The following is a 23,882-nucleotide window of genomic DNA, read 5'->3' as shown; positions in this document are numbered from 1 at the left end:
TGTATTGGTTCTATTTTTAATAAATGATATCTAAGCTCAAGATCTACAACAGTTTAGGAACTGTTGCGGCAATCAAGATGTTAGAATCAACGCGATCAATATCTGTAACACCTGTAAATGACATACTTGTTTCAAATTCTTTTTGAATGATTTCTAAGGTATTCGTCACACCTTTTTCTCCATAAGCGCCTAACCCATAAAGATAGGCTCGGCCAATCATCCCCCCAGTTGCCCCTAAAGCGATTGATTTAAGAAGATCTTGCCCACTACGAATACCACTATCTAAAATGATCTCCGTTCCGGTTCCTTTTAAGCGATCAACAATAGATGGCAACATTTTAATAGAAGAAAGTGCTCCATCTTGCTGGCGGCCACCATGATTACTAACTACGACGGCATCAGCTCCCAAGCTACTCGCGATTAATGCATCTTCTGGATCTAAAATACCTTTAATAATGAGCTTTCCGCCCCAAGCTTTTTTAATCCATTCAACATCCTTCCAATTAAGAGATAGATCAAATTGTTGTAAACTCCATGCGGCAAAGGATTTTCGATCATTCACGCCTTCCACATGACCAACGATATTGCCAAATTCTCGGCGTTTCGTTTTTAGCATATTCCAACACCAACGTTGTTTAGAAATAAGATTAATCCAGTTTTTTAAAGTAGGCGTTGGTGGCACACTAAGGCCATTTTTAATATCTTTATGCCTTTGCCCCACCATTTGCGAATCAAGTGTTAGTACTAATGCATCACATCCTGCCATTTTTGCCCGCTCAATCAAACGAAGAGTAAAATCTCGTCCCCCTAAAACATATAATTGAAACCAAAAAGGCTCCCCAACTTCCGCTTGAATATCCTCTAATGAAGCAATACTCATGGTCGATAAGGTATATCTGACTCCAAATTTAGCCGCCGCTTTTGCAGCTAAAATCTCCCCATCCGGATGAACCATTCCCGCAAGACCTGTTGGTGAAATGGCTAATGGTATTGTTGAACGAACACCAACAATCTCTCTTTGAGTCTGAATATTTGAGATATCAACGCCTACACGCTGAATTAACTTAATATCTTGAAAGTCAGCCTCATTGGCATGATAAGTACTTTCCGTCCATGCCCCAGAATCTACATAATCGTAGATCATTTTAGGCACACGTTTTTTAGCAACGACTCTTAAATCCTCAATATTGGTGATAATAGTCATTATTCAATCCTCTATTTAACATCACTTTAGTCATGATTTATTTATATAATTTTATGGCGCAGAAACACTTATAAAGCACTTACTTTCATATTAAAAAATTACTTTAAAACAGGATGTTAAATTAATTATATTAATTACTATAATTAACCATTACGATTAACAATATTATATAATATAAAGATACTCTCATAAGCCTGTTAAATAGCTGATAAAATGAATACTCTCAGAACTCGCTTTCCCATGATTCAATCCTCCACCTGTTATCTCATCCTTATTATCGAATGATTTTTTATTATTTTTTTAGTCCTGTCTCTCTACATAGTAGGCATGTATGCCTTAAATTATCCATAATCCAAAAATTATCTATACATATAGATATTGATATATAAGAAAATATACCAGAGAATTTTTACCATTAAATAACAGATAGTTAGATTGCTATCACGGTAACAACAACAACTTTTTCATAAAAATTTTAATCAAAGGGGAATTGGGATTTTTGGTAATTAAATGATGAGAAACAGAGTAAGAAAACTCTTCACTAATCGGGATAATTACCCCCTCTTTAACGTAAGGCGTAGCATAATCTACCGGTAAATAACCAAGATGCGTGCCGGCCATGATAAAAAGGAGCGTTGTTTCCATCTGCTTAGCGGTTGCCGTTAACTTTGAGGGGCGAATGGGGACTATTTCAGGATCTAGGTTATAGCCTCTTCTTACCCAAGAATGGTGATGTAATAACTCTTCCACATCAATCTTATCTTTTATCGCAAGCGGATGCGCTTGACTACAATAGATTTGCTGGCGCTCATCAATGAGCTGTTTATAGAGAATCTCTTTTAATTGCTGACTAAAATAACCAATCCCAATATCTAAACGATTATTTAAGATTCGAGATTCAATTTCATGAGGCGAAAGGATCTCAATATTAAGAGCAACTAAAGGATACTCTTGATAAAAACGAGCAATCGTATTGGAGATCTGCTTTTTTAAAATCAGTGGTAATTCATCGATTAAGGCAATATTTAACTCCCCTGAGAGCGTACTACTGACCTTTTGAATCTGTAAGATTTCTTGATAAAACTGATCTAAATCTCCGGCTAATTGTAAGCAAGCGCTATAAACCTCTTCGCCCTCTTTAGTCAAAGAAAAACCGCTTCTTCCTCGCAAGCAGAGCGTAAAACCAAACTTATCTTCCAAATATTTAAGTTGATTACTAATCGCCGGTTGGGCCATGTCTAAAATCGTTTGCGCCGCTGAAACGCCTTTACAATCAGCAACTACCGTAAACACATATAATGCTCGTAAATCTCGGTAATTGAGCTTGTTTAGCATTTTAGACTCCTCTTATTTATTATTGTCTTGATAGCGCGCCCTGTTGACGCTTAATTTTTTTATCAACGCTTTTACATCTTACCATAACTACTTTTAGCCCATCGGTACCTTCATCACACTATTGGCGTATAAAAAAAGCTTCAAAAAATCGTTATCTCTTTGAAGCTCTTAAAATTAATCAATAATAGAAAATTTTAAATTATTTCATTTTAAGCAATTAGGCAATCGCCCGATCGGTTAAAAGGGGGACATTCCCTTTTTCCGATAATAACGTCATATAGGCTTTAACCTTTTCCGGGAACTTTATCGCTTTAGAGGCTGTTAAAGCTCTTAATAGCGGAAAGAGTAAAATATCATCTAAAGAATAAATCTCATGTTCAATCAAAGTGAGATCTAACTCTGGTCCTAAAGCTTCTAACGCTGCTTCTAACTTGGGAATTTCGGTCTTACCATTCTCTTGTAATTGCGCAAAACTACCAAATTTCTCCTCATGACGGTCAATATACATTTGACGAGCACTTTCTGTTTTAAACTCAGGGAAGTCCATTTGTGCATATAGCGGCATCACAAAACGATTGATAGCCCCAAAGTGCTCATTCACCCATTGCTCAATCTTTTCATTGCGCGTTCCTGTTAAAAAAGGTTCCTCATTAAGATCATCTAAATAATGGACGATATCTAAACTCTCTGGCATATATTTCTGAGGCTCAAACTCCAAAATAGGAACCATCTGTTTACCTATCATCTTTGTCGGAGTCTCCACATCATCTTCTAAAATATATTCATGCGTAATGGGAACGTCTAACTTTAACCCTGCAGCAAGCATTGCACGAACACAAAACGGGCAATGTTCAAATAGATATAATTTCATTATAAACCTCCAACTTATTATTTAAGGGACCTTTTCAGTGTAATTAGAATCTTCAGTGCTGACAATTATCTCGCCAAAATAATCAATCAAACTCCTCTCATGACCTCTTTTTATAATCGATTTGGTTTAAGAAAAACTGTTTTAAACAGTAAACACAATACAACGTATGAATAAAACCAGCTTGCATGATGCCGGATAGAACGATTCTTATGCTTCTCATAACGATATGCCGGCAATCTGATCTAGTCACTTTTAAACCGATTTTACTATTCACAAAGATGGTTTTAAGAACGTTTGCTGTATCAAGAAAAAAGCCACTATTGTATTGTTAATAATAGTGGCTTTTATGATGAATGATATTAGATATTAGCTACAGAAGATGAACTACTCTACATTAAAAACAGTGGTCACATCACTGTTATGCTCAATTTGCATGATCTGCAAAGAACCTTTCTTTTCAGGTCCCATTCCTGGTGAGTTAAGCGGCATTCCAGGTAGTGCAATACCTTTAATATCTGGCTTTTCATCCCAGAGTTTACGGATCGAAGCAATCGGCACATGCCCTTCAATCACATAATCCCCCATCACAATCGTATGGCAGCTTGCCCCTTTATAAGTGCCGTAATCCATTTTTATTTGTGCGATATTAGGGTGATCGACCATCTTCACCTCAATGCCCTGCTCTTTTAAATAATCGGCATGCGCTGTGCAACATCCGCAATAAGGATCTTTATATAACGTCATTTCTGGTAAATCACTATTTTCTGCAAAAGCATGACTCATCGATAAGGATAATAATCCTGCGGCAATCAATAATAATGGTTTCTTTTTCATAATAAATCTCTCTTTCATTAAATCATGGGGCGTATCCATCGATACGTTTTCTCTATTTCGAATAAAATTTCACGATAAACGGATCATTACAAAATACTTAAATGGCATAAACCATCTGGCAGATGTAACAAACCAAGAGACATTGCAATGATCACAAACTTTTCTAAAATAGAAAAGCCCCTCATTGATCATTAGCAATTCTCTAAGAGAGAGAGATTTTGGGAGGCTTAGGCTCAATTGGTAAAATAGGCTCAGGAATCAGGCGATGATAGCGAGGATGAGTCCCCACGACCTGATCAACTGCCGGCATTTCACTCATATAAAAAGGAAGAATGCTATGGTGATCGCAATGTTGTAAGCAGCTCATCGCACTTGATGCGCTCATAGCACAAGCACCATCTTCGCAAAAGGAGAATTCATGTTTGACTTGCTCAGATTGAGTTTGTTGATGCATCAAAAGACCACTAACATCGGCTACAGCCATGCTAGACATCACGAACATCCAGCTCATTAAGAGCATCATGATGATGGTGAGAGATCTTCGAAAATAACGCATCAATTCAATCCATTTCTAAGTAACTACAACAATAGATATAGAATATCATAGTTTATGGGAATCAGGCGACTTTCCCTAAAGTTGTTGAGAGAAATCAAACTTTTATTCCTTATAATGAAAGAAAAGTTATCTCACAAACCTTTTAAATTCCTCCAATATCGAGGTCTTTTGAGTTTTATCATCCCTTTTGATGCAGGCTTATTTATATTAAGATAGATTTCCAATCTTAAAAGCGGAAAAGGAGTTTTCTATGAAAACAAAAATCATCCTAACGGCCCTTGGACTTTCAGTTTTAACGGCATGTGCAACTACTGAGAAAGATCCTAACGCCCTTCTCAACCCAGAAACAGGCGTACTTTGTGATCAATATGTTTGTGTAGATGCAAAAGGAATTTCCCCAACGCTTACTCAAAAATATTTAGGGGAAAGCGCAGCAGAAACACTTGGAGCATTTGGGGATTTTGATATCACCGCATTAACCTTTGCAAATGGTGTCTTCTGTGATGTAAAAACAAAGCTTTGCCACATTGATCGTTTCTTTGAAGCAGATGGAAAACGAAGCGCCGTTTCTACGGAATATACCCAAAAACTGTTTGGTAAAAAATAGAGATTTATCTTTTCAGACCTTTTATAAAGCCACAGCAAAATACGTCTCTCACTTTGCTGTGATCTTTCTTAAAGCTTACCCATAAATTTTACCTAATGGTTTTTCCAAAAACGTTTTAAGCCTTTATTTTAGAGTTTCATCCTTAAAAATACTTAGTAATATATTAAACCAACTCTAAATTCTGCCTAGCAGAGGGCTTTTCTGGCACTTTCTGATAACTTCTCATAATCGCTACTACGGCAATAATCAATAATACAATAGCAATATAGCGAGGGGCATCAAGAGGGATGTGTTTACCAATAACACCAACATGATCGATTAAAATCCCACTTAACAGTTGCCCTGAGATAGTTGCCACGCTAGCACCCACAATGCCAATTTTAGGAACGGTTAAGACTAAAAGCGATAAAAAAAGTACGCCTAAAAATACAGCACTCAATTGCCATTTAGGGACTGTAAAAATCGCACTAAAAGAACCGGTACCAAAAAATAGAACTAATAAAAAGAGAATAGCACTTCCTGAGACAAAAGAGAGAAGCGCTGTTTCTAATACGCCGATCTCTTTTGCTAACCGTCCATTACTCGCAGATTGCGTCCCAAGAGAAGCGCCGGCAAGCATAATGACGGCTAATAAAATAATAAACATCTCTATTCTCCCGCTTATATTAGTAATAAAAGTGCCGCAGCTAATGCCGTAAGCGCAATCACGTGATAACGATTAACCCGAACAATGCTTGAGCCAAGCCAGCCATGATGTTCAATAAGCATACTTGCTAATAATTGCCCTGCAACAACACCGATCATCGTAATCGCAAGCCCAAGTCTGGGTGCTAAAATGATGATAATCGTCAGATAGATCGTGCCTAAAACACCGCCCATTAGCATCCACTTAGGAAGCTTCGTGATTTTGCCAATATTTCCTTTACCAGCAAACAAAACAAGCAAGCCTAAAATGACAGAACCTACCACAAAATTATAAAGGCTACTTTCAAGCTGCCCTATATTCTTCCCAAGCTCTGCATAAATTGCCCCTTCCACGCTTAGAGCCGTGCCAGCAATAAGCGCTAATAGATACATCACTATTTTCATATTCTCCTCGATCTTTTCAAGTTAAAACATATCGATAAATTACGATATGAATATAACATCAAATCGTTATATCGCAAATAGTCAATATGAAAATCGAAGTAAAAAATGTCAGAGCTTTTGATTAATAAATCCTGCAAGCTGCGATAAAGTCTCTTCATTACGGCGATAATAGGTCCATTTTCCATGACGCACAGATTCTAATAATTCTGCCTTTTGCATCATCGCTAAATATTGCGAAATGGTAGATTGAGATAACCCTGACTTTTCATGAATATCGCCCACACAAACACCGCCCTTGATTGCCACATTTTCATTAGTGGTATCAAAGTGCTTCTCTGGCTCTTTAAGCCATTGCAGGATTTCGACACGCTTATCATTCGATAAGGCTTTAAAGATTTCTATAATATTCATATCACCATCTTAATCAATTACCATAACTAGTGCAATTCCCCCTATTCGCTTTATCTGCGAAATTTTACAAGAATCAATACTTATTCAGATATCATTAATAACATTATTCCTTAAGGTCATTGCCCATGTTTTTTATCCCCTCCTTATTAATACAAAACAACTTTCCCTCTAAAGACATTATGAGCATTGAGGATTTTCAATCTCGTGATGGGTTTGTTGTCCTCAAGGAAGCAGAGTTTAATAATATGATGGCATTCTTCAAAGATTATCCTGAAAACTTTGCCGAACTATTACCGATCATGACAGATAATAACTCAAACTATCTTTGCGTTTATTTCACAGGATATCATCGCTTTCAAGTTGCTTACTTGAGCCATGATGAAATGGACTTAACACCGATATATCCAAATATCTCAAGCCTCATTCAGGTCATTAATCAATATTCTGAATGCTATGATATTGAAGATATCTTTAAAGTTCAAAAAGCTAAAAATTAGAAGTTGAAAATTTAAATCTAGGCTTTTCTTAAACCGAATTGACTATATTATCAATAGACGTAAAAAAAGCCTGTTAATACAGGCTTTCTTGTAATCTATTTGTATCCATCAAGAATAAAAATATTCTTTTAAGCACCGGTTTTCGGGACAAATACATTCATCTGAATTAAGAGGTCATCCATCCCTTGCGTTAACATATTCGTATTATAGAGAAGCTCTGTAATCGCATAGAGTGCCGTAAAAGTATAGAGCAAAACAATAATGGTTTTAACCGGCAATGAGGTAATGAGCTTATTACATTGCCATTCAGGGATAATATCTCCTGTTTTACGAGCCGCGCGAAGCATTAATAAGGGAACAATGGCTAAGATCACTCCGCCCACAGCGCCGGCGAATTCAAGCGCTCGACCAAAAGAGACTAACTCACGATACGCTAAAATAAATGGCGGAATTGCCACAATCGCTAAAACAATCGTTCTTCTCGTCACATTTGTTTCTGAACCTAAGTTAAATTTGTCGAAGATATTGGTGAAGTAACTGCCCCCAAGTCCCCAATAAGAGGTCATCATGGCACAAAGTGCAAAAAGGTTAGCAACAATGGCTGCCCAATGCCCTAAGAATCGGCCCCATGTAATCGTTGCGATCTCATCAACATTATCAATCCCGGCAAGTGAAATCACTGAAAATGCAACGGTTGAGAGTAAAATAAAGGTACAGATCATCCCAATAATAATCGCCTTTGACAAGAGCTTTGGTGTATGCGCTAAACCACGAGCGATCTCCGGCACGATATATTGTGCGGAATAACTAAAAACGACTAAATAGATAATTGGAATCATATAAGACCAATGCGCTTCGGTTAAGAACATTATGTCTGTATTATCATTAAAAAAGGTTGAAACTGAAAGAATCACAATCAAGGCAACCATTGCCATACTGATAAACTTCTCACCCTTTCCAATTGCTTTTAAGCCGATATAGAGAATCCCTACCGCAGGGATTGCAAATAAGATACTGCCAATTTGATTAGGAATGCCAAAGAGCTCGTTAATTAATCTACCGCTTCCTGCCATATAAGCAATTAAAGCACCGGTACTATTGGCACAGACAGAAATAAAGATTAACCAAGCCCCAATTTTACCGACATAACGCGCCGCTAACCCACTTAATTGATGATGGCGACGAGTTCTTAAAGTTGTTTCTGCTACATAAAGCATCGTAATGGTTGTTAAAATTCCAATCACGATTAACCATAAAAGAAGGGGGAAAAATCCCGCATTTCGTGAGGCATAAGGAATTGCTAAAACGCCAGCACCAATATTGGTCCCCACGATCATCGCAACACCTTCCCAAAGTGTTAAATTCTTTGTAACAAGCCCACCTTCTGAGCGCTGTTCTTCTACTTCAATATTTTCAGCTGTAGTAACAGTTGACATCTTACCTAATCCTCCGATATTGACAGCTTCACTTTATATCATCTTCTTCCCATTGAAATGTGTTATAAAATGTTACATGCAATACCTATTTGGTTGAAAAATAAACCCGATATCGTTTTCTATCTAAGGTTCACAGTTATTCATAAATTTTAATGATCGGAATATATAATCATTCCCGGAAAAGAATGTCTAGTACCATTTAACCTAGCTTCTCAGGTTTTTATACTTTTTTACGCCTTCTTTTTTTTCTTAATGTGATTAAAAAAAATGACGTAAACAATTGATACCGTGGAGAGTTCATTCCTTTTTTTCTTGCTGTTTTTTTAAGGAAAATTTGACACAATCTTTGAATAAAAGTTGCCTAATTTCTGGCAATATTGCACCCTAATACTGTTAATTGTTCGTTATTTCTCTTCATTTGAGGTCCCCATGCGCCAAAATCTCCTGCTTGGCATTATGTTTGTAGTTCTCTCACAAGTAGCCTTTGCACTCATGGATAGCTCTATTAAGTGGCTTAGTGGCGATCTTCCTATGGCGACGATTATCTTCTTTCGTAACCTTATTATGATGCTTTGGATATTTCCGGCATTTTATCTCTCAGGTGCTATTAAAAGCTCTGTGCACCGATTGCCGCTTCATGCCATCCGCTCGCTCTCTGGGCAAATTGGAATGGTGTTAATCTTTATCTCACTAAAAGTGCTCCCCCTTTCAGATGCAACGATTTTACGCTCATTAACCCCACTATTTGTCCCTATTCTTGCGGCAATATGGCTTAAAGAACGTTTAACCTGGGCACTTGTACCTAGCTTTATTCTTGCCTTTATCGGTGTTTGGATGCTCTCTGGCATGGATAAACCCCATTTCTCTACGCTCTCATTTCTCCCTATTCTTGCCGGTATTTTTGTGGCAATGGCGATGGTTGCCATCAAAAGAGTCAGTAGAGTCGCTGGTGGCGCTGAAATTGTATTTTATTTCTCTATCACAGGAATTATCTTCTCATTTGGGATGGCGCCTTTTACCGGTTTTTCACTTCCAAGTGATCTCACCATTTGGGGTGTGGTACTGTTAATGGGATTATTTGGCTCTATTGGCCAGGTTTGGATTACCAAAGCCAATCAACTCACCGATGCTTCCGTACTTGCGCCTTTTTACTATCTTAATGCTGTCTTTGGCGCCATTCTCTCTCATTTCTTCTGGAATGAAACACTCGGTATTTGGGGATGGTTTGGAGCAGCCTTAGTCATCGGTGCGGGTCTTTTCTTAATTGTGAAAAAGTAATATTTCAAGGAGGAAATTAATTCATGAATTCTACACAAAAATATCAGATAACAGATCGCTTTATACGTCCTTTGCTCTTTTTAATCCTCTTAATAGGATCTATAGCTCAACTAATAAAAGCTGAAACAGAAGAAGTGCTGTTAATTAATTATTATGAAACGCCCCTACAAGCGGTATTAACAGAAAATGCCTTTGCCGAGCACCTAGAGCTTGCAACGATCTCTCTTTCACAAATATTAAACCGTGTTGAAAGCCCAGATGAAGCCACAATTACCCTTATCCAATCTGGTTTTCTAGATGACTCTATTGAAGGAACTAAAGAGATCTACCAATTGAAATTAATGCCAGAAGGCTGGGTCATTCATAGCAAAGAGATCTATATTAAATGCTATCGAGGTCCTAATACAGAGGATTATGTCGAACAGATCTGCCTGTAATGGTTAAAAAAACCTATCGAAAAAGATTAACGCAACAGGCTCCTAAAACATCTTGACCATAATCATTATGGGATAATTTATTCAATAATATTGACACTTTTAAAGGCTATAATGCCGCCATTTTATCAGTCATATATTTATAGCTACGGGGGCTTTCTTGAGTTATCTCTATAAAATTATTCGATTACAGAGTATTCGCTTTATCATCCTTGGCGCTATCTGTTTGCTCTTATTTGGTGCTGTAGCTATTTATGTAAGCCCTGCTATTATTGCAAAGTTTTTCAAGGTGCCTGAGATAAGTCTTAGTGATCTTAAAATAGATGAAAAATACCAGCTCAACTTCGATAGCCAAAATAGCAATCGCCCCTATCAGCTTCAATTTTCAAACATTCAACCGATCGGGAAAAACGAAGCGCTAGCAATTCAATATTGGCTGGGAGAAATAGAGACTTCACCCAATCAAGATCTTAAGGCAAACGCCTCAAGCGCGATTATTATTCAGGCAGATCTCTCAGAAACATTGCATCAAAACACGCCATTTATTGGCTATATTCAGCCTAAAGATTTCATGCTGATAACAAGTAACGAAGAACAATCACTGACAGAACTTACCAAGCAATTAACACAACAAGCAATACCATTTAACCCCAACTGGATTATCATCACTGAAAATCAATCTGATGCTTTTGGCTTTGCCATTTTTGTGCTTATCCTTGCCCTAATCCCACTCCTATTACTCCTTCATGGCGGTAAACTCTTTTTAATGCCGGATCGAGCACGAGAACTTCGTTATCAGCGAAAGCATTACTATGAGGATATCAGAGCGCTATCACAAGATTTTGATTTTGAGATTGCGCACAAAATGGCGATTAAGCTCAAAAACGCTGTGATTTTTCAAGATTTTATTGTGGTTGAGGAAGCCTTTCGTTTTTATCTTATCCCCTTACAATCTCTTTGCATGCTCTACCCTACTCGTAAATTTGTATTCTATAGCCTACTTTGGTTTATTCCTAAAACAGGAATTAATGTTTATGAAGAGGAACGCGCTTACTTTGTAAAATTGCCGGCAAAGAGCATTCAAAAAATCATGGCTCATCTACAAAGGGAATATCCCTATATTGAGCGGCAAAAAAGCAAGCAACACTTACGCCATGCCAAAAACCCAGAAGCCGTTTGGCAAGCCTTAAAAACTCGCAAAGCAGAATATGAAAAATCTGAGAAAAAGGATCACTACTATGCATAAACAACGATATGGTAATCCCGTTTTTCTCCAAAATCATCCCAAACAACTAGAATTCCCGATTAAAAAGCTCAATACCCAAGAGGATTATAAAACCACTAGTCCACTCTCAATGCTTTTAGTCGGCGCTTTTCTCATCACCGTGATTGCTTCGATCATCATGCTGATCTTTTGGGGGATATTAAAATTCACAGATCTTTTAGAATGGGAGATACTCAGCTTTTATACCATTGCAAAACCCATCTGGTGGGCCGCTCTCATCTCCTTTATTTTACTATTTATTCAAGTTGCAATAAGCCCAGATCAAGCCGTGAAAGAGCAGAAGCGATATTATAAGCTCACCAATACCACGTGGCTTCCTAGAGAGAAACGCGAAGGTCTTCGCCTTGATCTTTTCCCGATCTATGATGATGCCTTTTGGAGTGAAACCTTAGAATATTTTCCCCTTAAATCTCGCATTGAAGCGATAGATCCTAAAGCGCTCTCACACTTTAAAGTCTTAAAACTTGCAAAGACAGAGACGTATATCAATCATCTAAAAGAGTGGTGGGATGTTACCAATGCCAGTTCGCTTAAATTTACGCTCGAAAAACTCCTTAAAGGCTTACACGCACCTGAATTTGCCAATAGTGCCCATCACTATCCTTATCTATTACAAGGGCTTGCAAATCAAACGGGTTTTTCACTAACAGGCATTGAGCAAACCTTACAACCTCAAGGAGATTACCCGCCAGAGCTTCTATGGGGATTTGATCTATCACGAGCAGTCTCCGTGGCTAGACATGGCTATATGGCACAATATTTAACAGAGGAAGAAGCGTGGCACTATATCTTAAGAGCTAAAGATAAAGCTTATGAGATCTTCCAAAGTGAGCAGGATTTCTTTAATAACTATCTATTAGGTTATGCCTATTGGCAATCTAATGCCGAGCTGATTAAAGAGCAAGTAACGGCTTTACACCGATATCAATCTGAATGTGATTGGCCCATGAAAAGGCTTCGCTGGAATCATCGTTACTATCTCAAGCCCGATGCACTTTCTCACGCTATCGCTAATACAAAAAGCACCCATATTTCGGACTTGGTTCGTTAACATTAGCGCCAATCATGCTCTTATGAAGATCCATTATCCACGATCACGTGGCGCTCTTTGACGGCGACGCTTTGGCTTTTCTGAAGCGCCTTCATTACTTGGTCGATTAGTTGTTTGATTGCCGGTAGCTTTTACTTGTCCACCTTTGCCCTCATGACGTTTAGGTTTATTACTTGCAGATTGATCATTTTTAGACTGCGAATTTCTTGGTTTTTTATGGCTAGATCCTTCTGGCGATTTTCCGGCATCTGTATTATTACCAGCGCGAGAACTTCTTCTGCTTCTGTTGCTACTATTGCCGGCTCCTTCACTATTTCGAGGGGACGATTGCCCACGACTATGACTATTACGGCTATTACGACTATTGCCTCTACCTCGACTATTACGGCCATTTTCAATCGGCTCTGCTTTGATCGATGGATCAGGTTCAAATCCTGCCATCTCAACCCTTGGAATCTCCGTTTTCAATAAGCGCTCGATATCTTTTAAGAGCTTGTGCTCATCAACACAGACAAGTGAAACCGCCTTTCCTGTTGATTCAGCTCGTCCTGTTCGCCCAATTCTATGAACATAATCTTCAGGAACACTTGGAAGATCAAAGTTCACCACAAAAGGTAATTCCGCAATATCAATCCCACGCGCAGCGATATCGGTCGCCACTAAAACACGGATATCCCCTGTTTTAAAATCCGCTAAGGCGCGAGTTCTTGCCCCTTGACTTTTATTGCCATGAATGGCAGAGGCGCTAATCCCTCGCTCATTTAAATATTCCGTTAAACGGTTTGCCCCATGTTTTGTCCGACAAAAGACTAATACCTGTTGCCAATTCTCGCCTTCAATCAGATGCGATAGCAATTCACGCTTACGATTTTTATCAACAAAATAGAGCGCTTGCGTCACTTGTGCCGATGAGGTTTGATGTCTTTCAATCTCCACACTTGCAGGATTATGAAGGAGCTTTGTTGCAAGCTCTGTAATCTCTTTAGAAAAAGTTGCTGAGAATAGAAGATTTTGACGTTTTGCCGGAATTTTGGCAATCACGCGGCGAATATCATGAATAAAGCCCATGTCTAACATGCGATCTGCTTCATCTAAGACAAGATACTCCACTTGTGAAAGATCTACCGCATTTTGCTTCTCTAAATCGAGTAATCGACCAGGCGTTGCCACTAAAATATCAACGCCTCCACGAAGCTTCATCATTTGTGGGTTAATACTGACGCCACCAAAAATGACTAAGGTACGAAGCTTTAGATATTTATTGTAAGCCACTAAATTCTCATGAATTTGCGCAGCTAATTCTCTTGTTGGTGAGAGGATTAAGGCTCTTACTGGTCGGCGACCTGTTTTTTTACTACTTTGTTTTTGACTTAAAAGTTGTAAAAGCGGCAAGGTAAAACCAGCCGTTTTCCCCGTTCCTGTTTGCGCACAAGCCATTAAATCTCGGCCTTGTAATACAACGGGAATCGCTTGCTGCTGAATGGGGGTTGGCTCAGTATATCCAGCTTCACTAATCGCCGTTAAAATTTCATCACGCAAACCAAGAGTATTAAAAGACATCAAAAGCTATACCTATTCAAAAGAAAGAAGCACTATACACGAATTTTGAAGAAGTTATCGTAATCTATAATCAATCGCTATGATCTTTTTATTGATCTTTTCTTTTTGAATTAAGACCCTATTTATGATCGTAAGCAACCGTTTAATATTACAAAACCTATATAATGATATCATGATCACTCTTTACGACTTGAAAGATCAAACGCTTCTCACTAATCAATAATGATGATTGCTTGGTAAATCCGCTCAAAGGTTTTATTGATGCCTATTATGTAGCTATTATGGCATAGGCTAAGCTTTCAATTCGGACAATGACTTTTGATTATCCTCTATACTGTATTCTAACTTTTGCATAACTTCCTCATAGATATCGTTTATTAGGAAAAGGCTAAAATGAAAATCGAATATCAACTAACAGAAACACAGCTTTTAAAGTCAATGGATTTCGTCTCTCGAAAACTTTCAAAGCGAGGTAGGCGATTTATTCTTTTAAATAATATTGTTGCGACAATTTTTATACTTCTCATAATATTTATGTTCATTGAAGCAAAACCCAGTAATGTAACGCTTTTTTCTAGCATTTATTGGCACTATTTTTTCCAAGACCTTCTCATTCCATTATCCATTTTGATATTCGCAGTTATTAGTGCCGCACTATTTCGTAATGCTTATAGATATCCCGGTGACTTTCTGAAAAAATGGATTAAAACTCCCATTAATCAAATCATCTTACTTAAGAAAACAATGACATTGGATAATAACGGGATTCACACAATAGATACGCTAGGTAATGAATCAACACTTAGCTGGCTAACTTTTGGGCGCGTGCTACAAACCGATGACTTTTTCCTCTTAGAGACTCAAGAGGATCGTTTTGTCACAATACCTAAAGAACAATTATCTACTAAAGAGATCGATTATATTGATAACATCTTACTTAAATACCTACCAACCTCTTATATCGCCGATTCGGTTTAAGAAACTCTATTTTAAAAGTAAAATAGTGCAGCGTGTGAATCAAACCCGCTTGCATAATACCGAATAGAACTATTCTTGCGCTTCTCATAACCGATGTGCCGGCAATCTGATTCAGTCTCTTTTAAATCGATTTTACGATATTAGATAGTAGAAACCCTCATAACTTATAGCGTCTAGCAAGGCTATATCTTAAAATGATCCTTCAACCAATCTATCGCTAATCTAATCTTTTGCGGCAAGGGGTTTTGATCTAAAAAAAGGAGATGGATATCTTGCGGCGGTAGATGATACTGCGGCAATACCTCTACTAATCGTCCTCTCTTCAAATCTTCTTGTACTAGCCATAAAGGGCAAATCGTGAGCCCTAATCCTGCTAATGCCATCTGCCTTGTTAATTCTGCAGCATTACTTTGATATTTACCAAGGGGAACTAAAAAGAGAAACTCTTGCCCTTCTCTTTGATGCTTCACCGCTTTCTTACTCAAAACAAAGCTCTTTTGCTCCCATTGATTTTGAGTAATCCATGGAATATTCATAATATCGCTAGGTTGAGTTATAGGATGTTTAGCTAAAAAAGCAGGTGCTGCAATTAATCCAATCTCATATTGTCCAAGCTTTCGGCTCTTTAAAGCACTATCTGGTAGATTTCCCAAACGAATCACAAGATCTAAGCGATCAGCAATTAGATCATTAATGGAGGAGTTTACGTCATATTGCATGACTAAGTTTGGATGCTGTTGACAAAATGGCATCATTAAAGGGGCGATAAATATCATCCCAAATTCATAAGTGAAACCTAAGCGTAAAGTCCCACTTAACATCGTTTCACTTTGCTGAATTTTCTCTACTGCTTCCTCATAACTTTGTTTGATTTTCCGGCAATCTTGATAAAAGGACTTGCCGGCATCTGTTAATGCCACTTGCCGAGTATTTCGATTAAATAAAATAACACCTAATTGTGCTTCAAGCTGCTTAATATGAATACTCACCATAGATCGACTCAAAGAGAGGATCTCCGCAGCTTTAGTAAAAGAACCAACTTCTGCTACCTGCAAAAAAGTCTGTATCTGTTTAAAATCCATCAAAATATCACACCTATGTTTAATATTATTCAACAATAAGTTTAATCCTGTTATATCGACAGTACAAGCTTCTCCCCTTAAGCTATGCCTCTTTTACTCCATTGCACGAATCTATTTATGATCTCTTATCGTTATCGCTTAGCCACGATTTTTCTTTTAGCCTTTTTTCTAGATTGCTTAAATATCTTTATGTCCACAATGGCATTGCCGGCAATCTCGCTAGAAATGGGATTATCTACCAATGAAACGACGTGGATTAGCCATGCCTATATCTTAGGATTAACACTGATCATGCCACTAAGCTTATGGTTTGGGGAGCTTTTAGGCGCTCGCAAGTTATTAACCCTTTCCATGGCTTTATTTGCGCTCGCAAGCCTTCTTAGTGGATTCTCAACACAATTTTCGGCATTAGTGATGGCCCGCTTATTTCAAGGTATTACCGGAGGATTGATGATTCCTGTGGGGCAAGCTATTGTATTTGCTGAATTCCCCAAAACAGAGCGCAGTAAAATCTCCACAATGATCATGGTCATAGCTCTTATTGCCCCGGCATTTTCCCCAAGCTTAGGCGGCATTATTTTAGATTATGCCTCTTGGCAGTGGATCTATTTCTCCAATATTCCTCTCGCCCTTATCACCAGCTTTCTTGCTTGGGCTTGGATTAAAAATGCCTCTTTCTCCAAGCAGAAATCTATCGCACAAAAACCTGATTGGATTGGCTTAACCCTTATTTCCTTCAGCTTATTCTTACTCTTAACTGCCCTTACTCAATATGGGCAAGCGCATCAAAATATCTGGCTCTCTCATCTCTATTTTGGGATAGGTATTCTACTTTTTGTCAGCTATTACCGCTATTCAAAAAAACAGAGTAATGTACTAGTTGATCTATCACTTCTTACTAATATTCGTTTACGGGCTTCTATTGCTGTCTATTACGCTGTTCCCGGCATTTTTACCGGCATTAATTTTTTAATGATCTTTTATCTACAAAAAATACTAGGATTCACCGCAACCCAAACGGGTCAACTGATGATGCTCTATGCTTTTGGTGCATTTATCACCATGATGGTCAGTGGTTATTTTTATAATCGTATTGGCCCTAAATATTTACTCTTTTTAGGCGTTATTCTACATAGCTTCGGCATTGCGCTTCTTTATAGTGTTGATGAATCATTAACATATCTTCTCTTAATACCGGCATATCTCTTAATGGGGATTGGTGGGGGATTAGCTGCGAATGTCGCTCAAACCAATGCCATGATTGATTTTCAAAATGAAACTCTTTTAAAAAGCAGCGTTCTCTGGAATATTAACCGCCAAATCACCTTTTGTGTCGGAATTGCGGTGCTAACGTTAATCTTCTCCCTTTACCAAGCTTTCCTACCATTAATGCAAGCGTATCAAGTCACTTTTATCACAGCATCTCTATTAGGACTGTTAAGCCTCTTCTTTATCCAAAAATTACCCGTTCACACTATCTCTTGAGGAATTTTTATGACACAGAAACAAACAGCGATTCAAAGCGTGATCGACATTCATGATTTAATCGAACAAGTATTTACAACCAATCACTCTCAAGCGCTACAATCCCTAATAGCTTCTTTTCATCCCGATTTTAAAATGATTGCGATGAATGGCACAAAGGTTTCTCTTACCGATGTAGCGCAACTATTCACCCAAAAACAGGACTCAAGACCCTCTCTTAAAATCACGATTCAAGATATTGAGGTCATCTCTAAGTGCGAAAATATCGTTTGGCTTCGCTATCAAGAGAATCACTATGAAAATGGCGATCTAAAAAGCGCTCCACATCAGCGTCTATCAACTGCCGGCATTATTGTTGAAGGCACAAAATGGCAATGGCTCTACTTACATGAAACAGAGATTCAAAAATGTTAATCATTGCGCCATTTCTAAGCCTCTTCTATGATGGTTTTATTGTTTCTATTTAAAGATATGGAAGATGAAATTAATACTATTTAACCCATCTCATGAAGTCGCTATTAAAAATTATCAGTTAGATGATTTAACATTCTCAAGCTTACCTGAAACGGTGATTATGAACCGCCAAGCGCATTACAATCCAATTCTAGGAATGGTTGAGGGAAAGCTCGTCTGCTTTTTTATACTAGATGAAGGTGAAGATAGGCAGTACTATTCCCAAACCCCCAACAGCTTACTACTTAGAGCCTTCTCCTCCGATTCACGAGAAGTTAGAAAAGGATATGCGCTTCAAAGCCTACAGCTATTACCTGACTTCATCAAAGTTCACTTTCCGCATATTGATAAGGTTGTACTTGGCGTTAACGAGCGAAATGAACCTGCCGCTAATCTCTATCTAAAGGCAGGTTTTATAGATACGAAAAGAAAATATTTAGGCCCGAAAGGTTATCAAAGAATTTTTAGCCTTTCGTTAAGTTAAGCCCTGACTTACTCTTATTACGGATTGTAATAACTTCAGACTTATACAAGTCATGGACTTTATCAATAAAATTATCAATGTTTCCTATTCCCCATTGACTGCAAACTAATCCTATCTCACCACTACCTAAATGGATCAGGTCATCTTCTTGATTAAAATAACGTTTATAGCCTTTATTATTAATTTCAGTAGCAGAATCTAAATCAACAATGACATCTAAAGAGCTTTGTAAGGAGCTAGGAAAAAGCTGTTGCAACTCAATTAAAGAAAGATGAGGATGCTGTTGAATATAATCTTTCATTACTTCAAGCACTAATCTTCCTTTTCCGTACTCTTGCCCTTTAAATTCATACTTAGTGTAATCTTTCTGGCTATTGACAGATCTTATGAAGTCTTGTTGAGTATCTTCTTTCTTCTGCGTTGAAATTAAATAATCTTCCGCTTCTTTTAATGGAATAATGACATCACTATCTATATAGGTTGATGATGTATTCTTATCGTAATAATGCTCTAACTTGACACATTTAATATCAATATTCTTTGACCGTAACCACAAGGAGACCGCTGTGATTTCCTTAGAAAACTCATTACTAACTAAGATAATCCGAATATCTTTTGCAAACTCTGTTATTTCTTCATTAAATCCTGTAATAAACTTATTAATCTCATCTCTTGCGTCTCTTTCTAGCGCTGTTTTTTGTAAAAATGCCTGATAAGTTGCTACGGCATCTTCATAACTCATCTGAGATAACATTGCGGCATAACGGATTGCTTGTAGATCCATGTGAAACCCATGATCACGTTTTATTTCAATAACAACTAGATTCCCTGCCCTATCTAATGCTAAGAGATCTATGCGCTTTCGACTCTCATTCCACTCACAATACTCTTCTGAAAAAATCAAAAGATCTTCGCCTAAAATTTCTGGCTTATGCAAAATAAGCTTCTGTAAATCCTGCTCTAAAATTTGATTACTAGAAAAGGCTGTTGCTTTAATCTCTTCTAGAGAATGATCTGATTGTAATTTATATAACGCCATAAATAATCCTTTTCAATATTCAAATCACTATTAATAATAGTGAGAATAAGCTATTTCTAAATGTATTTTGCTCACTTTAAATACTACTTAATCCCAAAATCCCCGCTTCTTAATATAGAGCAGAGATCCTATTAAGATCGTGAGTGATAAGCCTATGACATAGAGATAACCGTGCTTAAAGCTAAGCTCCGGCATTCCTTCAAAGTTCATGCCGTACCAACCAACGATTAAGGTGAGCGGTAAGAAGATTGCCGAGAGAATGGTGAAGGTTTTCATCGTTTTATTGAGGTTTAAATCTATCTGAGCCCTGTAGCGATCATTCACTTGCGAGACATATTCACTAAGCATCACACTATATTTATAGAGCCGATTGAGCTTATTGGTGAGTCGATGGTAATTAAGGTCTGCATCTTTAGGGAGAAGATCTTCGTAATCTTCTGTCATATCTTCAAAGAGATCAATCAAGGTGGAATAGTAATGCTTATAGTTAGAGAGCGTTTTGCGTAAGCTTAAAATAGTATTTTGAGGATTCTTTAACTGCGTTGTAAAAGATATCTCTAAATCTAATGTGGTATTTTCAATAGTTCGTAAGAAACTCCGATCGGTTAAAAGATCATAACGAATAAGCGCGTAAGGAATTAAGAGGTTAGGAAGAGATATCTCTGAGAGCTGGCTAAAAATCGTATTAATATTGGTGATATGCGTTTCTACGGTAGAACGCGCATCATCATAAAAGAGTAATGAATAATCTTGATATAAAATCATTACGATCGATTCATTTTTTGCAGAATCCTCATGATTAATAAGGGTTAAACTTAAAAGCGTGTAATCTGAGTAATGTCCGATATAGGGATCATTTTGTGAATTTAAAATCTTATCGGCAAGTAGCGCTAAATGGATCTCTTTTTTAAAATATTGCGAAAGCTCTGTTTGCAAATCCTCAGCAATCAAATCACCGTTATTTAACCGACTTTTCCATGCTCTAACATCAGAAAAAGAGAGGCAATGCAAAGATGCTTTCTCTTTAGTCGATGGGATAAATTTTTTATTTTCAAAACAGTAACTCGCCATTTCTTCCTCTTACCAAGCTCAAAATAGCACTTCTATAATTGTACTGATCCTTTTAATAAAAACCTAAAAGAATCCTATCCTCTTTTAGAGCTTCCCAAATAATGATCTATCTCGCTTATAAAGAGATCTTATGCGGAATAAATTTTAAGTAATCTATTCTCCAGATATACTATCTATCATTATGATTAACTAGAGATATTTGTTTTCATTATTAATAATGAAATATTATTATGATAACCGGATAAAAGGCCTGATGAACTATAAGAAAATTGTAAAACTTACCAATATCATTGGGATATTTGCCGTATTTTGTCTTATCTACTGGATATTTATCTCTATTGCGATTACAGCCTTTGATCTGAAAGTCTTTAGGCAAGGGATTACTGATCTCTTCTTTATGAGTATTGGTGCGATTATCGTCTTAATGGCAAGTGCGCTCATGCTCAATATTATGATTAACCTCACGCGCATTGCCGAGCGGGATCATCAATTTTCAAAAACGACCCAAAGCCTTAAAAAGCAGCGTCTTAAATTCATTGCATTTATCGCAAGCTTCCCAATTATTCTAGCGGGTCTTGGTCTTGGGCATTTTTATACGATAGAAAAACGCCGGGATTACTTAGAAACAACCGCAGCACAAATTCTCGCCAAGAATCAACAAATATTTAATCACTTTGTGCAATACCAATTTGATGAAACATGGATCAAAAATACCGCTGATGCATTACAGATCTTATCGAAATATGATTCAAATATGCCAACGGTAAAGATCATTTTACAAGACGCAATTAATGATCAAAATGTCTATCTTGCATTTAGCAACTATTCTAAGCTTAATGAGAACGATAAAGCACTTAATAAAATCAATTACCTTTTTGATACCACGAAAAACCAACGTGAATATTTAGATCAAGTCTTTCATCAACAAACCCAGCAGAACTTATATGAAAAAGAGGGTAGCCGATATCGCCTCTTTGTTCCGTATGAATATCAAGGTCAGAAAATTATTCTCTATATCAGCGACTATTACGCTTATGGTAAATCCTCATAGAATATCTCGTAAGGCAATCCCAAAAATAGATTAAGCTACTGAATTTAAATAAAAATACCCTAACATTAATTCTTCCACAATTAAAAGACAGACCATTGATCCCACGCTCTTTACAAAAAGATCAGCAAAACCTGCTCATTTCTAGTAAAGTCAGAAACGTTTAAGTGAATACCTACAGGTATATTTTTGTCCCCAAAAGGGACTAAAGCAATTTACGAGATATCAATGAACAACAAGCTCTCTCTATCAGCCTATATCACCATTGGCTCGATGTTATTTGGATTATTTTTTGGTGCCGGCAACCTTATTTTTCCGGTTCATATGGGGCAAGAAGCAGGAAGCAGTGTTTCACTTGCCACTTTAGGCTTTATTATTACCGGCGTTGGTTTACCCTTTTTAGGGATTGTCGCCATCGGTTTCTCTAAAAGTAATGGATTATATGATCTAGCGAGCCGAATTTCTCCCAAATATGGGCTGATCTTCACCATGATGCTCTACTTAACCATTGGCCCTTTCTTCGCCCTTCCTAGAACGGCAACGGTCTCTTTTGAAATTGGTTTAACGCCTTTTGTCACTGCTGAATATCTCACCATCAGCTTATTGGCTTTTACCCTCCTCTTCTTCTTTCTGGCATGGGTTTTATCGCTCAATCCTTCTAAGATTATGGTGTGGATTGGAAAAGTCTTAAACCCGCTCTTCCTTCTCTTTTTAGCTTTCCTCATCATCAGCGCCTTTATCAAACCGATGGGCGAGATTAGCGATCTTGCAATTCAAGAGAGCTATCAAGTAGGTCCTGTCTTTAAGGGGTTTACTGAAGGCTATAACACAATGGATGTGCTTGCTTCCCTTGCGTTTGGGATTATTGTTGTCAATACCATCAAAAGCCTTGGTGTTAAAAATACTACCGATATCGCCAAAGATACCTTTAAAGCAGGGTTTATCAGCTTAATATTAATGAGTATTATCTACGGTAGCCTTGCTTATCTTGGGGCAACTAGTCTTAATCAATTCCCCCTTTCTGAAAATGGCGGCATCGCGCTAGCGCAGATCTCGACCTACTACTTTGGCTCACTTGGATCGATTTTATTAGCTATTATCGTCACGCTTGCCTGCTTAAAAACAGCAATCGGCTTAATTTGCGCTTGCTCTGAGATGTTTAACGAGCTTTTCCCAAAGATCTCTTACAGAAATTTTGTTCACATCTTTAGCCTAATTAGCATGCTTATTGCGAATGTGGGCTTAACCTCGATTATTCAGATCTCCATTCCGGTCTTAATGTTCCTCTATCCGCTAGCTATAACGCTTGTGATCTTAGCGTTTTTATCACCTCTTTTTCATCACAAAAAAATCGTCTATCAATTTACGACAGGATTTACGCTCATTATTGCTATTGTTGAAGGCTTCAAATCAAGCGCCGATATTGTCAGTAAAAATCCGGTAATCTATCAAATTACCTCCTTTTTTGATCAGATCTTACCGCTCTCAAGTGTAAATATGGGCTGGATTGTGCCGGCAATTATGGGATTAGTTATTGGCTGGGCATTGAGCTTAAAAAAGGCATTATAAAAAGATGAATATCTACTTATAATCTAATCTTCAAAAAAGAAGTTCAAAACCAACAAAAGGCTGCAGTAAATTGATTGCAGCCTTTTATTTACCCCACTATAAAAATGTTTTTTCATTAAAAAGGTAAAGTTTCTGATTTTTTTTACCCTAATTGAATAATCGCTCAAATCCCAACAATTCGCTCTCCTCATGCCTATACGAACACTCACAAATCATAAAAATTAA

25 protein-coding genes are annotated in these 23,882 nt (G+C 37.5%); 12 read left to right on the top strand and 13 right to left on the bottom strand.

Features of this window, described 5'->3' with window-relative positions; genetic code table 11:
* Nucleotides 1–43: 43 nt before the first annotated feature.
* The 5 genes from MMG00_RS00290 to MMG00_RS00270 form a co-directional block, all read right to left on the bottom strand.
* Nucleotides 44–1,204 (bottom strand): alpha-hydroxy acid oxidase, encoded by a 1,161-nt coding sequence (locus tag MMG00_RS00290; RefSeq protein WP_242149801.1) that lies wholly within the window; start codon nt 1,202–1,204, stop codon nt 44–46.
* A gap of 441 nt (nt 1,205–1,645) precedes the next feature.
* Nucleotides 1,646–2,539, bottom strand: coding sequence for a LysR family transcriptional regulator (locus tag MMG00_RS00285; protein ID WP_242149798.1), 894 nt, complete (start codon nt 2,537–2,539; stop codon nt 1,646–1,648).
* Between the two features lie 217 nt (nt 2,540–2,756).
* Nucleotides 2,757–3,410, bottom strand: a complete 654-nt coding sequence (gene grxB, locus MMG00_RS00280) for a glutaredoxin 2 (protein WP_242149795.1) — start codon at nt 3,408–3,410, stop codon at nt 2,757–2,759.
* A 384-nt stretch (nt 3,411–3,794) separates the two neighbouring features.
* A complete protein-coding gene (locus MMG00_RS00275) occupies nt 3,795–4,244 on the bottom strand; it encodes a DUF411 domain-containing protein (protein ID WP_242149792.1) in 450 nt (149 codons plus the stop codon).
* A gap of 202 nt (nt 4,245–4,446) precedes the next feature.
* Nucleotides 4,447–4,800, bottom strand: coding sequence for a hypothetical protein (locus MMG00_RS00270; protein WP_242149789.1), 354 nt, complete (start codon nt 4,798–4,800; stop codon nt 4,447–4,449).
* A 250-nt stretch (nt 4,801–5,050) separates the two neighbouring features.
* Between MMG00_RS00270 and MMG00_RS00265 the strand changes: the two genes are divergently transcribed.
* On the top strand, nt 5,051–5,407 hold the full coding sequence (locus MMG00_RS00265; protein ID WP_242149786.1) for a YcgJ family protein: 357 nt from the start codon (nt 5,051–5,053) through the stop codon (nt 5,405–5,407).
* A gap of 163 nt (nt 5,408–5,570) precedes the next feature.
* Here the strand turns inward: MMG00_RS00265 and MMG00_RS00260 are convergent, their stop codons facing one another.
* From MMG00_RS00260 to MMG00_RS00250, 3 genes are all read right to left on the bottom strand, one after another.
* Nucleotides 5,571–6,053: a DMT family transporter gene (locus MMG00_RS00260; protein ID WP_242149784.1), complete on the bottom strand. Its 483-nt coding sequence runs from the start codon at nt 6,051–6,053 to the stop codon at nt 5,571–5,573.
* 14 nt (nt 6,054–6,067) lie between these two features.
* Nucleotides 6,068–6,496, bottom strand: a complete 429-nt coding sequence (locus MMG00_RS00255; protein ID WP_242149780.1) for a DMT family transporter — start codon at nt 6,494–6,496, stop codon at nt 6,068–6,070.
* Nucleotides 6,497–6,604: 108 nt separating this feature from the next.
* Nucleotides 6,605–6,907 carry an ArsR/SmtB family transcription factor gene (locus MMG00_RS00250; RefSeq protein ID WP_242149777.1) on the bottom strand — a complete coding sequence of 101 codons (303 nt, stop codon included), beginning with the start codon at nt 6,905–6,907 and terminating at the stop codon, nt 6,605–6,607.
* A gap of 179 nt (nt 6,908–7,086) precedes the next feature.
* Here MMG00_RS00250 and MMG00_RS00245 point away from each other — a divergent pair, with 179 nt between their 5' ends.
* Complete coding sequence (locus tag MMG00_RS00245) at nt 7,087–7,404, top strand: SMI1/KNR4 family protein (RefSeq protein ID WP_242149774.1); 318 nt, start codon at nt 7,087–7,089, stop codon at nt 7,402–7,404.
* Between the two features lie 128 nt (nt 7,405–7,532).
* Here MMG00_RS00245 and MMG00_RS00240 read toward each other — a convergent pair whose 3' ends face one another.
* Nucleotides 7,533–8,840 (bottom strand): aromatic amino acid transport family protein, encoded by a 1,308-nt coding sequence (locus tag MMG00_RS00240; protein ID WP_242149771.1) that lies wholly within the window; start codon nt 8,838–8,840, stop codon nt 7,533–7,535.
* Nucleotides 8,841–9,269: 429 nt separating this feature from the next.
* On the opposite strand from MMG00_RS00240, the gene MMG00_RS00235 reads away from it, so the two are divergent.
* The 4 genes from MMG00_RS00235 to MMG00_RS00220 all read left to right on the top strand — a co-directional run bounded on the left by MMG00_RS00235 (nt 9,270) and on the right by MMG00_RS00220 (nt 12,888).
* Complete coding sequence (locus MMG00_RS00235) at nt 9,270–10,118, top strand: DMT family transporter (protein ID WP_242149768.1); 849 nt, start codon at nt 9,270–9,272, stop codon at nt 10,116–10,118.
* A gap of 23 nt (nt 10,119–10,141) precedes the next feature.
* Nucleotides 10,142–10,555, top strand: coding sequence for a hypothetical protein (locus MMG00_RS00230; protein WP_242149765.1), 414 nt, complete (start codon nt 10,142–10,144; stop codon nt 10,553–10,555).
* 157 nt (nt 10,556–10,712) lie between these two features.
* Nucleotides 10,713–11,798: a hypothetical protein gene (locus MMG00_RS00225; RefSeq protein ID WP_242149762.1), complete on the top strand. Its 1,086-nt coding sequence runs from the start codon at nt 10,713–10,715 to the stop codon at nt 11,796–11,798.
* Nucleotides 11,791–12,888 (top strand): DUF1266 domain-containing protein, encoded by a 1,098-nt coding sequence (locus tag MMG00_RS00220; protein ID WP_242149759.1) that lies wholly within the window; start codon nt 11,791–11,793, stop codon nt 12,886–12,888. The genes MMG00_RS00225 and MMG00_RS00220 overlap by 8 nt, the downstream gene beginning before the upstream one ends.
* Nucleotides 12,889–12,921: 33 nt before the next feature.
* On the opposite strand, the gene rhlE is transcribed toward MMG00_RS00220, so the two are convergent.
* Nucleotides 12,922–14,448, bottom strand: a complete 1,527-nt coding sequence (rhlE, locus tag MMG00_RS00215; RefSeq protein ID WP_242149756.1) for an ATP-dependent RNA helicase RhlE — start codon at nt 14,446–14,448, stop codon at nt 12,922–12,924.
* A 393-nt stretch (nt 14,449–14,841) separates the two neighbouring features.
* Here rhlE and MMG00_RS00210 point away from each other — a divergent pair, with 393 nt between their 5' ends.
* A complete protein-coding gene (locus MMG00_RS00210) occupies nt 14,842–15,426 on the top strand; it encodes a YcxB family protein (RefSeq protein WP_242149753.1) in 585 nt (194 codons plus the stop codon).
* 182 nt (nt 15,427–15,608) lie between these two features.
* Here MMG00_RS00210 and MMG00_RS00205 read toward each other — a convergent pair whose 3' ends face one another.
* Nucleotides 15,609–16,508: a LysR family transcriptional regulator gene (locus MMG00_RS00205; protein ID WP_270049317.1), complete on the bottom strand. Its 900-nt coding sequence runs from the start codon at nt 16,506–16,508 to the stop codon at nt 15,609–15,611.
* A gap of 120 nt (nt 16,509–16,628) precedes the next feature.
* Here MMG00_RS00205 and MMG00_RS00200 point away from each other — a divergent pair, with 120 nt between their 5' ends.
* The 3 genes from MMG00_RS00200 to MMG00_RS00190 all read left to right on the top strand — a co-directional run bounded on the left by MMG00_RS00200 (nt 16,629) and on the right by MMG00_RS00190 (nt 18,930).
* Nucleotides 16,629–17,993: an MFS transporter gene (locus MMG00_RS00200; protein ID WP_242153172.1), complete on the top strand. Its 1,365-nt coding sequence runs from the start codon at nt 16,629–16,631 to the stop codon at nt 17,991–17,993.
* 9 nt (nt 17,994–18,002) lie between these two features.
* Entirely contained in the window at nt 18,003–18,407 is a 405-nt protein-coding gene (locus tag MMG00_RS00195) for a nuclear transport factor 2 family protein (RefSeq protein WP_242149750.1), read from the top strand.
* 64 nt (nt 18,408–18,471) lie between these two features.
* Nucleotides 18,472–18,930 (top strand): GNAT family N-acetyltransferase, encoded by a 459-nt coding sequence (locus MMG00_RS00190; RefSeq protein WP_242149747.1) that lies wholly within the window; start codon nt 18,472–18,474, stop codon nt 18,928–18,930.
* On the opposite strand, the gene MMG00_RS00185 is transcribed toward MMG00_RS00190, so the two are convergent.
* Together MMG00_RS00185 and MMG00_RS00180 are read right to left on the bottom strand one after the other, a co-directional pair.
* Nucleotides 18,911–19,969 (bottom strand): endonuclease NucS domain-containing protein, encoded by a 1,059-nt coding sequence (locus MMG00_RS00185; protein WP_242149745.1) that lies wholly within the window; start codon nt 19,967–19,969, stop codon nt 18,911–18,913. The two genes, MMG00_RS00190 and MMG00_RS00185, sit on opposite strands and share 20 nt — an antisense overlap.
* Nucleotides 19,970–20,056: 87 nt before the next feature.
* Nucleotides 20,057–21,040 (bottom strand): CorA family divalent cation transporter, encoded by a 984-nt coding sequence (locus MMG00_RS00180; protein ID WP_242149743.1) that lies wholly within the window; start codon nt 21,038–21,040, stop codon nt 20,057–20,059.
* 253 nt (nt 21,041–21,293) lie between these two features.
* On the opposite strand from MMG00_RS00180, the gene MMG00_RS00175 reads away from it, so the two are divergent.
* Together MMG00_RS00175 and brnQ are read left to right on the top strand one after the other, a co-directional pair.
* A complete protein-coding gene (locus MMG00_RS00175) occupies nt 21,294–22,091 on the top strand; it encodes a hypothetical protein (RefSeq protein ID WP_242149740.1) in 798 nt (265 codons plus the stop codon).
* A gap of 225 nt (nt 22,092–22,316) precedes the next feature.
* Nucleotides 22,317–23,657, top strand: a complete 1,341-nt coding sequence (gene brnQ / locus MMG00_RS00170; protein WP_242149736.1) for a branched-chain amino acid transport system II carrier protein — start codon at nt 22,317–22,319, stop codon at nt 23,655–23,657.
* Nucleotides 23,658–23,882: the final 225 nt, after the last annotated feature.

Origin of the sequence: Ignatzschineria rhizosphaerae (genome assembly GCF_022655595.1) — a bacterium.
Lineage (GTDB): Bacteria > Pseudomonadota > Gammaproteobacteria > Cardiobacteriales > Wohlfahrtiimonadaceae > Ignatzschineria > Ignatzschineria rhizosphaerae.
This window is presented reverse-complemented; position numbering and strand designations above follow the sequence as displayed.

Coding starts and splice junctions, on each gene's coding strand:
- MMG00_RS00230 (WP_242149765.1), top strand. CDS start 10,142: ATGAATTCTACACAAAAATATCAGATAACAGATCGCTTTATACGTCCT.
- MMG00_RS00235 (WP_242149768.1), top strand. CDS start 9,270: ATGCGCCAAAATCTCCTGCTTGGCATTATGTTTGTAGTTCTCTCACAA.
- grxB (WP_242149795.1), bottom strand. CDS start 3,410: ATGAAATTATATCTATTTGAACATTGCCCGTTTTGTGTTCGTGCAATG.
- brnQ (WP_242149736.1), top strand. CDS start 22,317: ATGAACAACAAGCTCTCTCTATCAGCCTATATCACCATTGGCTCGATG.
- rhlE (WP_242149756.1), bottom strand. CDS start 14,448: ATGTCTTTTAATACTCTTGGTTTGCGTGATGAAATTTTAACGGCGATT.
- MMG00_RS00245 (WP_242149774.1), top strand. CDS start 7,087: ATGAGCATTGAGGATTTTCAATCTCGTGATGGGTTTGTTGTCCTCAAG.
- MMG00_RS00275 (WP_242149792.1), bottom strand. CDS start 4,244: ATGAAAAAGAAACCATTATTATTGATTGCCGCAGGATTATTATCCTTA.
- MMG00_RS00210 (WP_242149753.1), top strand. CDS start 14,842: ATGAAAATCGAATATCAACTAACAGAAACACAGCTTTTAAAGTCAATG.
- MMG00_RS00240 (WP_242149771.1), bottom strand. CDS start 8,840: ATGTCAACTGTTACTACAGCTGAAAATATTGAAGTAGAAGAACAGCGC.
- MMG00_RS00175 (WP_242149740.1), top strand. CDS start 21,294: ATGAACTATAAGAAAATTGTAAAACTTACCAATATCATTGGGATATTT.
- MMG00_RS00270 (WP_242149789.1), bottom strand. CDS start 4,800: ATGCGTTATTTTCGAAGATCTCTCACCATCATCATGATGCTCTTAATG.
- MMG00_RS00185 (WP_242149745.1), bottom strand. CDS start 19,969: ATGGCGTTATATAAATTACAATCAGATCATTCTCTAGAAGAGATTAAA.
- MMG00_RS00285 (WP_242149798.1), bottom strand. CDS start 2,539: ATGCTAAACAAGCTCAATTACCGAGATTTACGAGCATTATATGTGTTT.
- MMG00_RS00190 (WP_242149747.1), top strand. CDS start 18,472: ATGAAATTAATACTATTTAACCCATCTCATGAAGTCGCTATTAAAAAT.
- MMG00_RS00180 (WP_242149743.1), bottom strand. CDS start 21,040: ATGGCGAGTTACTGTTTTGAAAATAAAAAATTTATCCCATCGACTAAA.
- MMG00_RS00290 (WP_242149801.1), bottom strand. CDS start 1,204: ATGACTATTATCACCAATATTGAGGATTTAAGAGTCGTTGCTAAAAAA.
- MMG00_RS00265 (WP_242149786.1), top strand. CDS start 5,051: ATGAAAACAAAAATCATCCTAACGGCCCTTGGACTTTCAGTTTTAACG.
- MMG00_RS00205 (WP_270049317.1), bottom strand. CDS start 16,508: ATGGATTTTAAACAGATACAGACTTTTTTGCAGGTAGCAGAAGTTGGT.
- MMG00_RS00255 (WP_242149780.1), bottom strand. CDS start 6,496: ATGAAAATAGTGATGTATCTATTAGCGCTTATTGCTGGCACGGCTCTA.
- MMG00_RS00250 (WP_242149777.1), bottom strand. CDS start 6,907: ATGAATATTATAGAAATCTTTAAAGCCTTATCGAATGATAAGCGTGTC.
- MMG00_RS00260 (WP_242149784.1), bottom strand. CDS start 6,053: ATGTTTATTATTTTATTAGCCGTCATTATGCTTGCCGGCGCTTCTCTT.
- MMG00_RS00195 (WP_242149750.1), top strand. CDS start 18,003: ATGACACAGAAACAAACAGCGATTCAAAGCGTGATCGACATTCATGAT.
- MMG00_RS00220 (WP_242149759.1), top strand. CDS start 11,791: ATGCATAAACAACGATATGGTAATCCCGTTTTTCTCCAAAATCATCCC.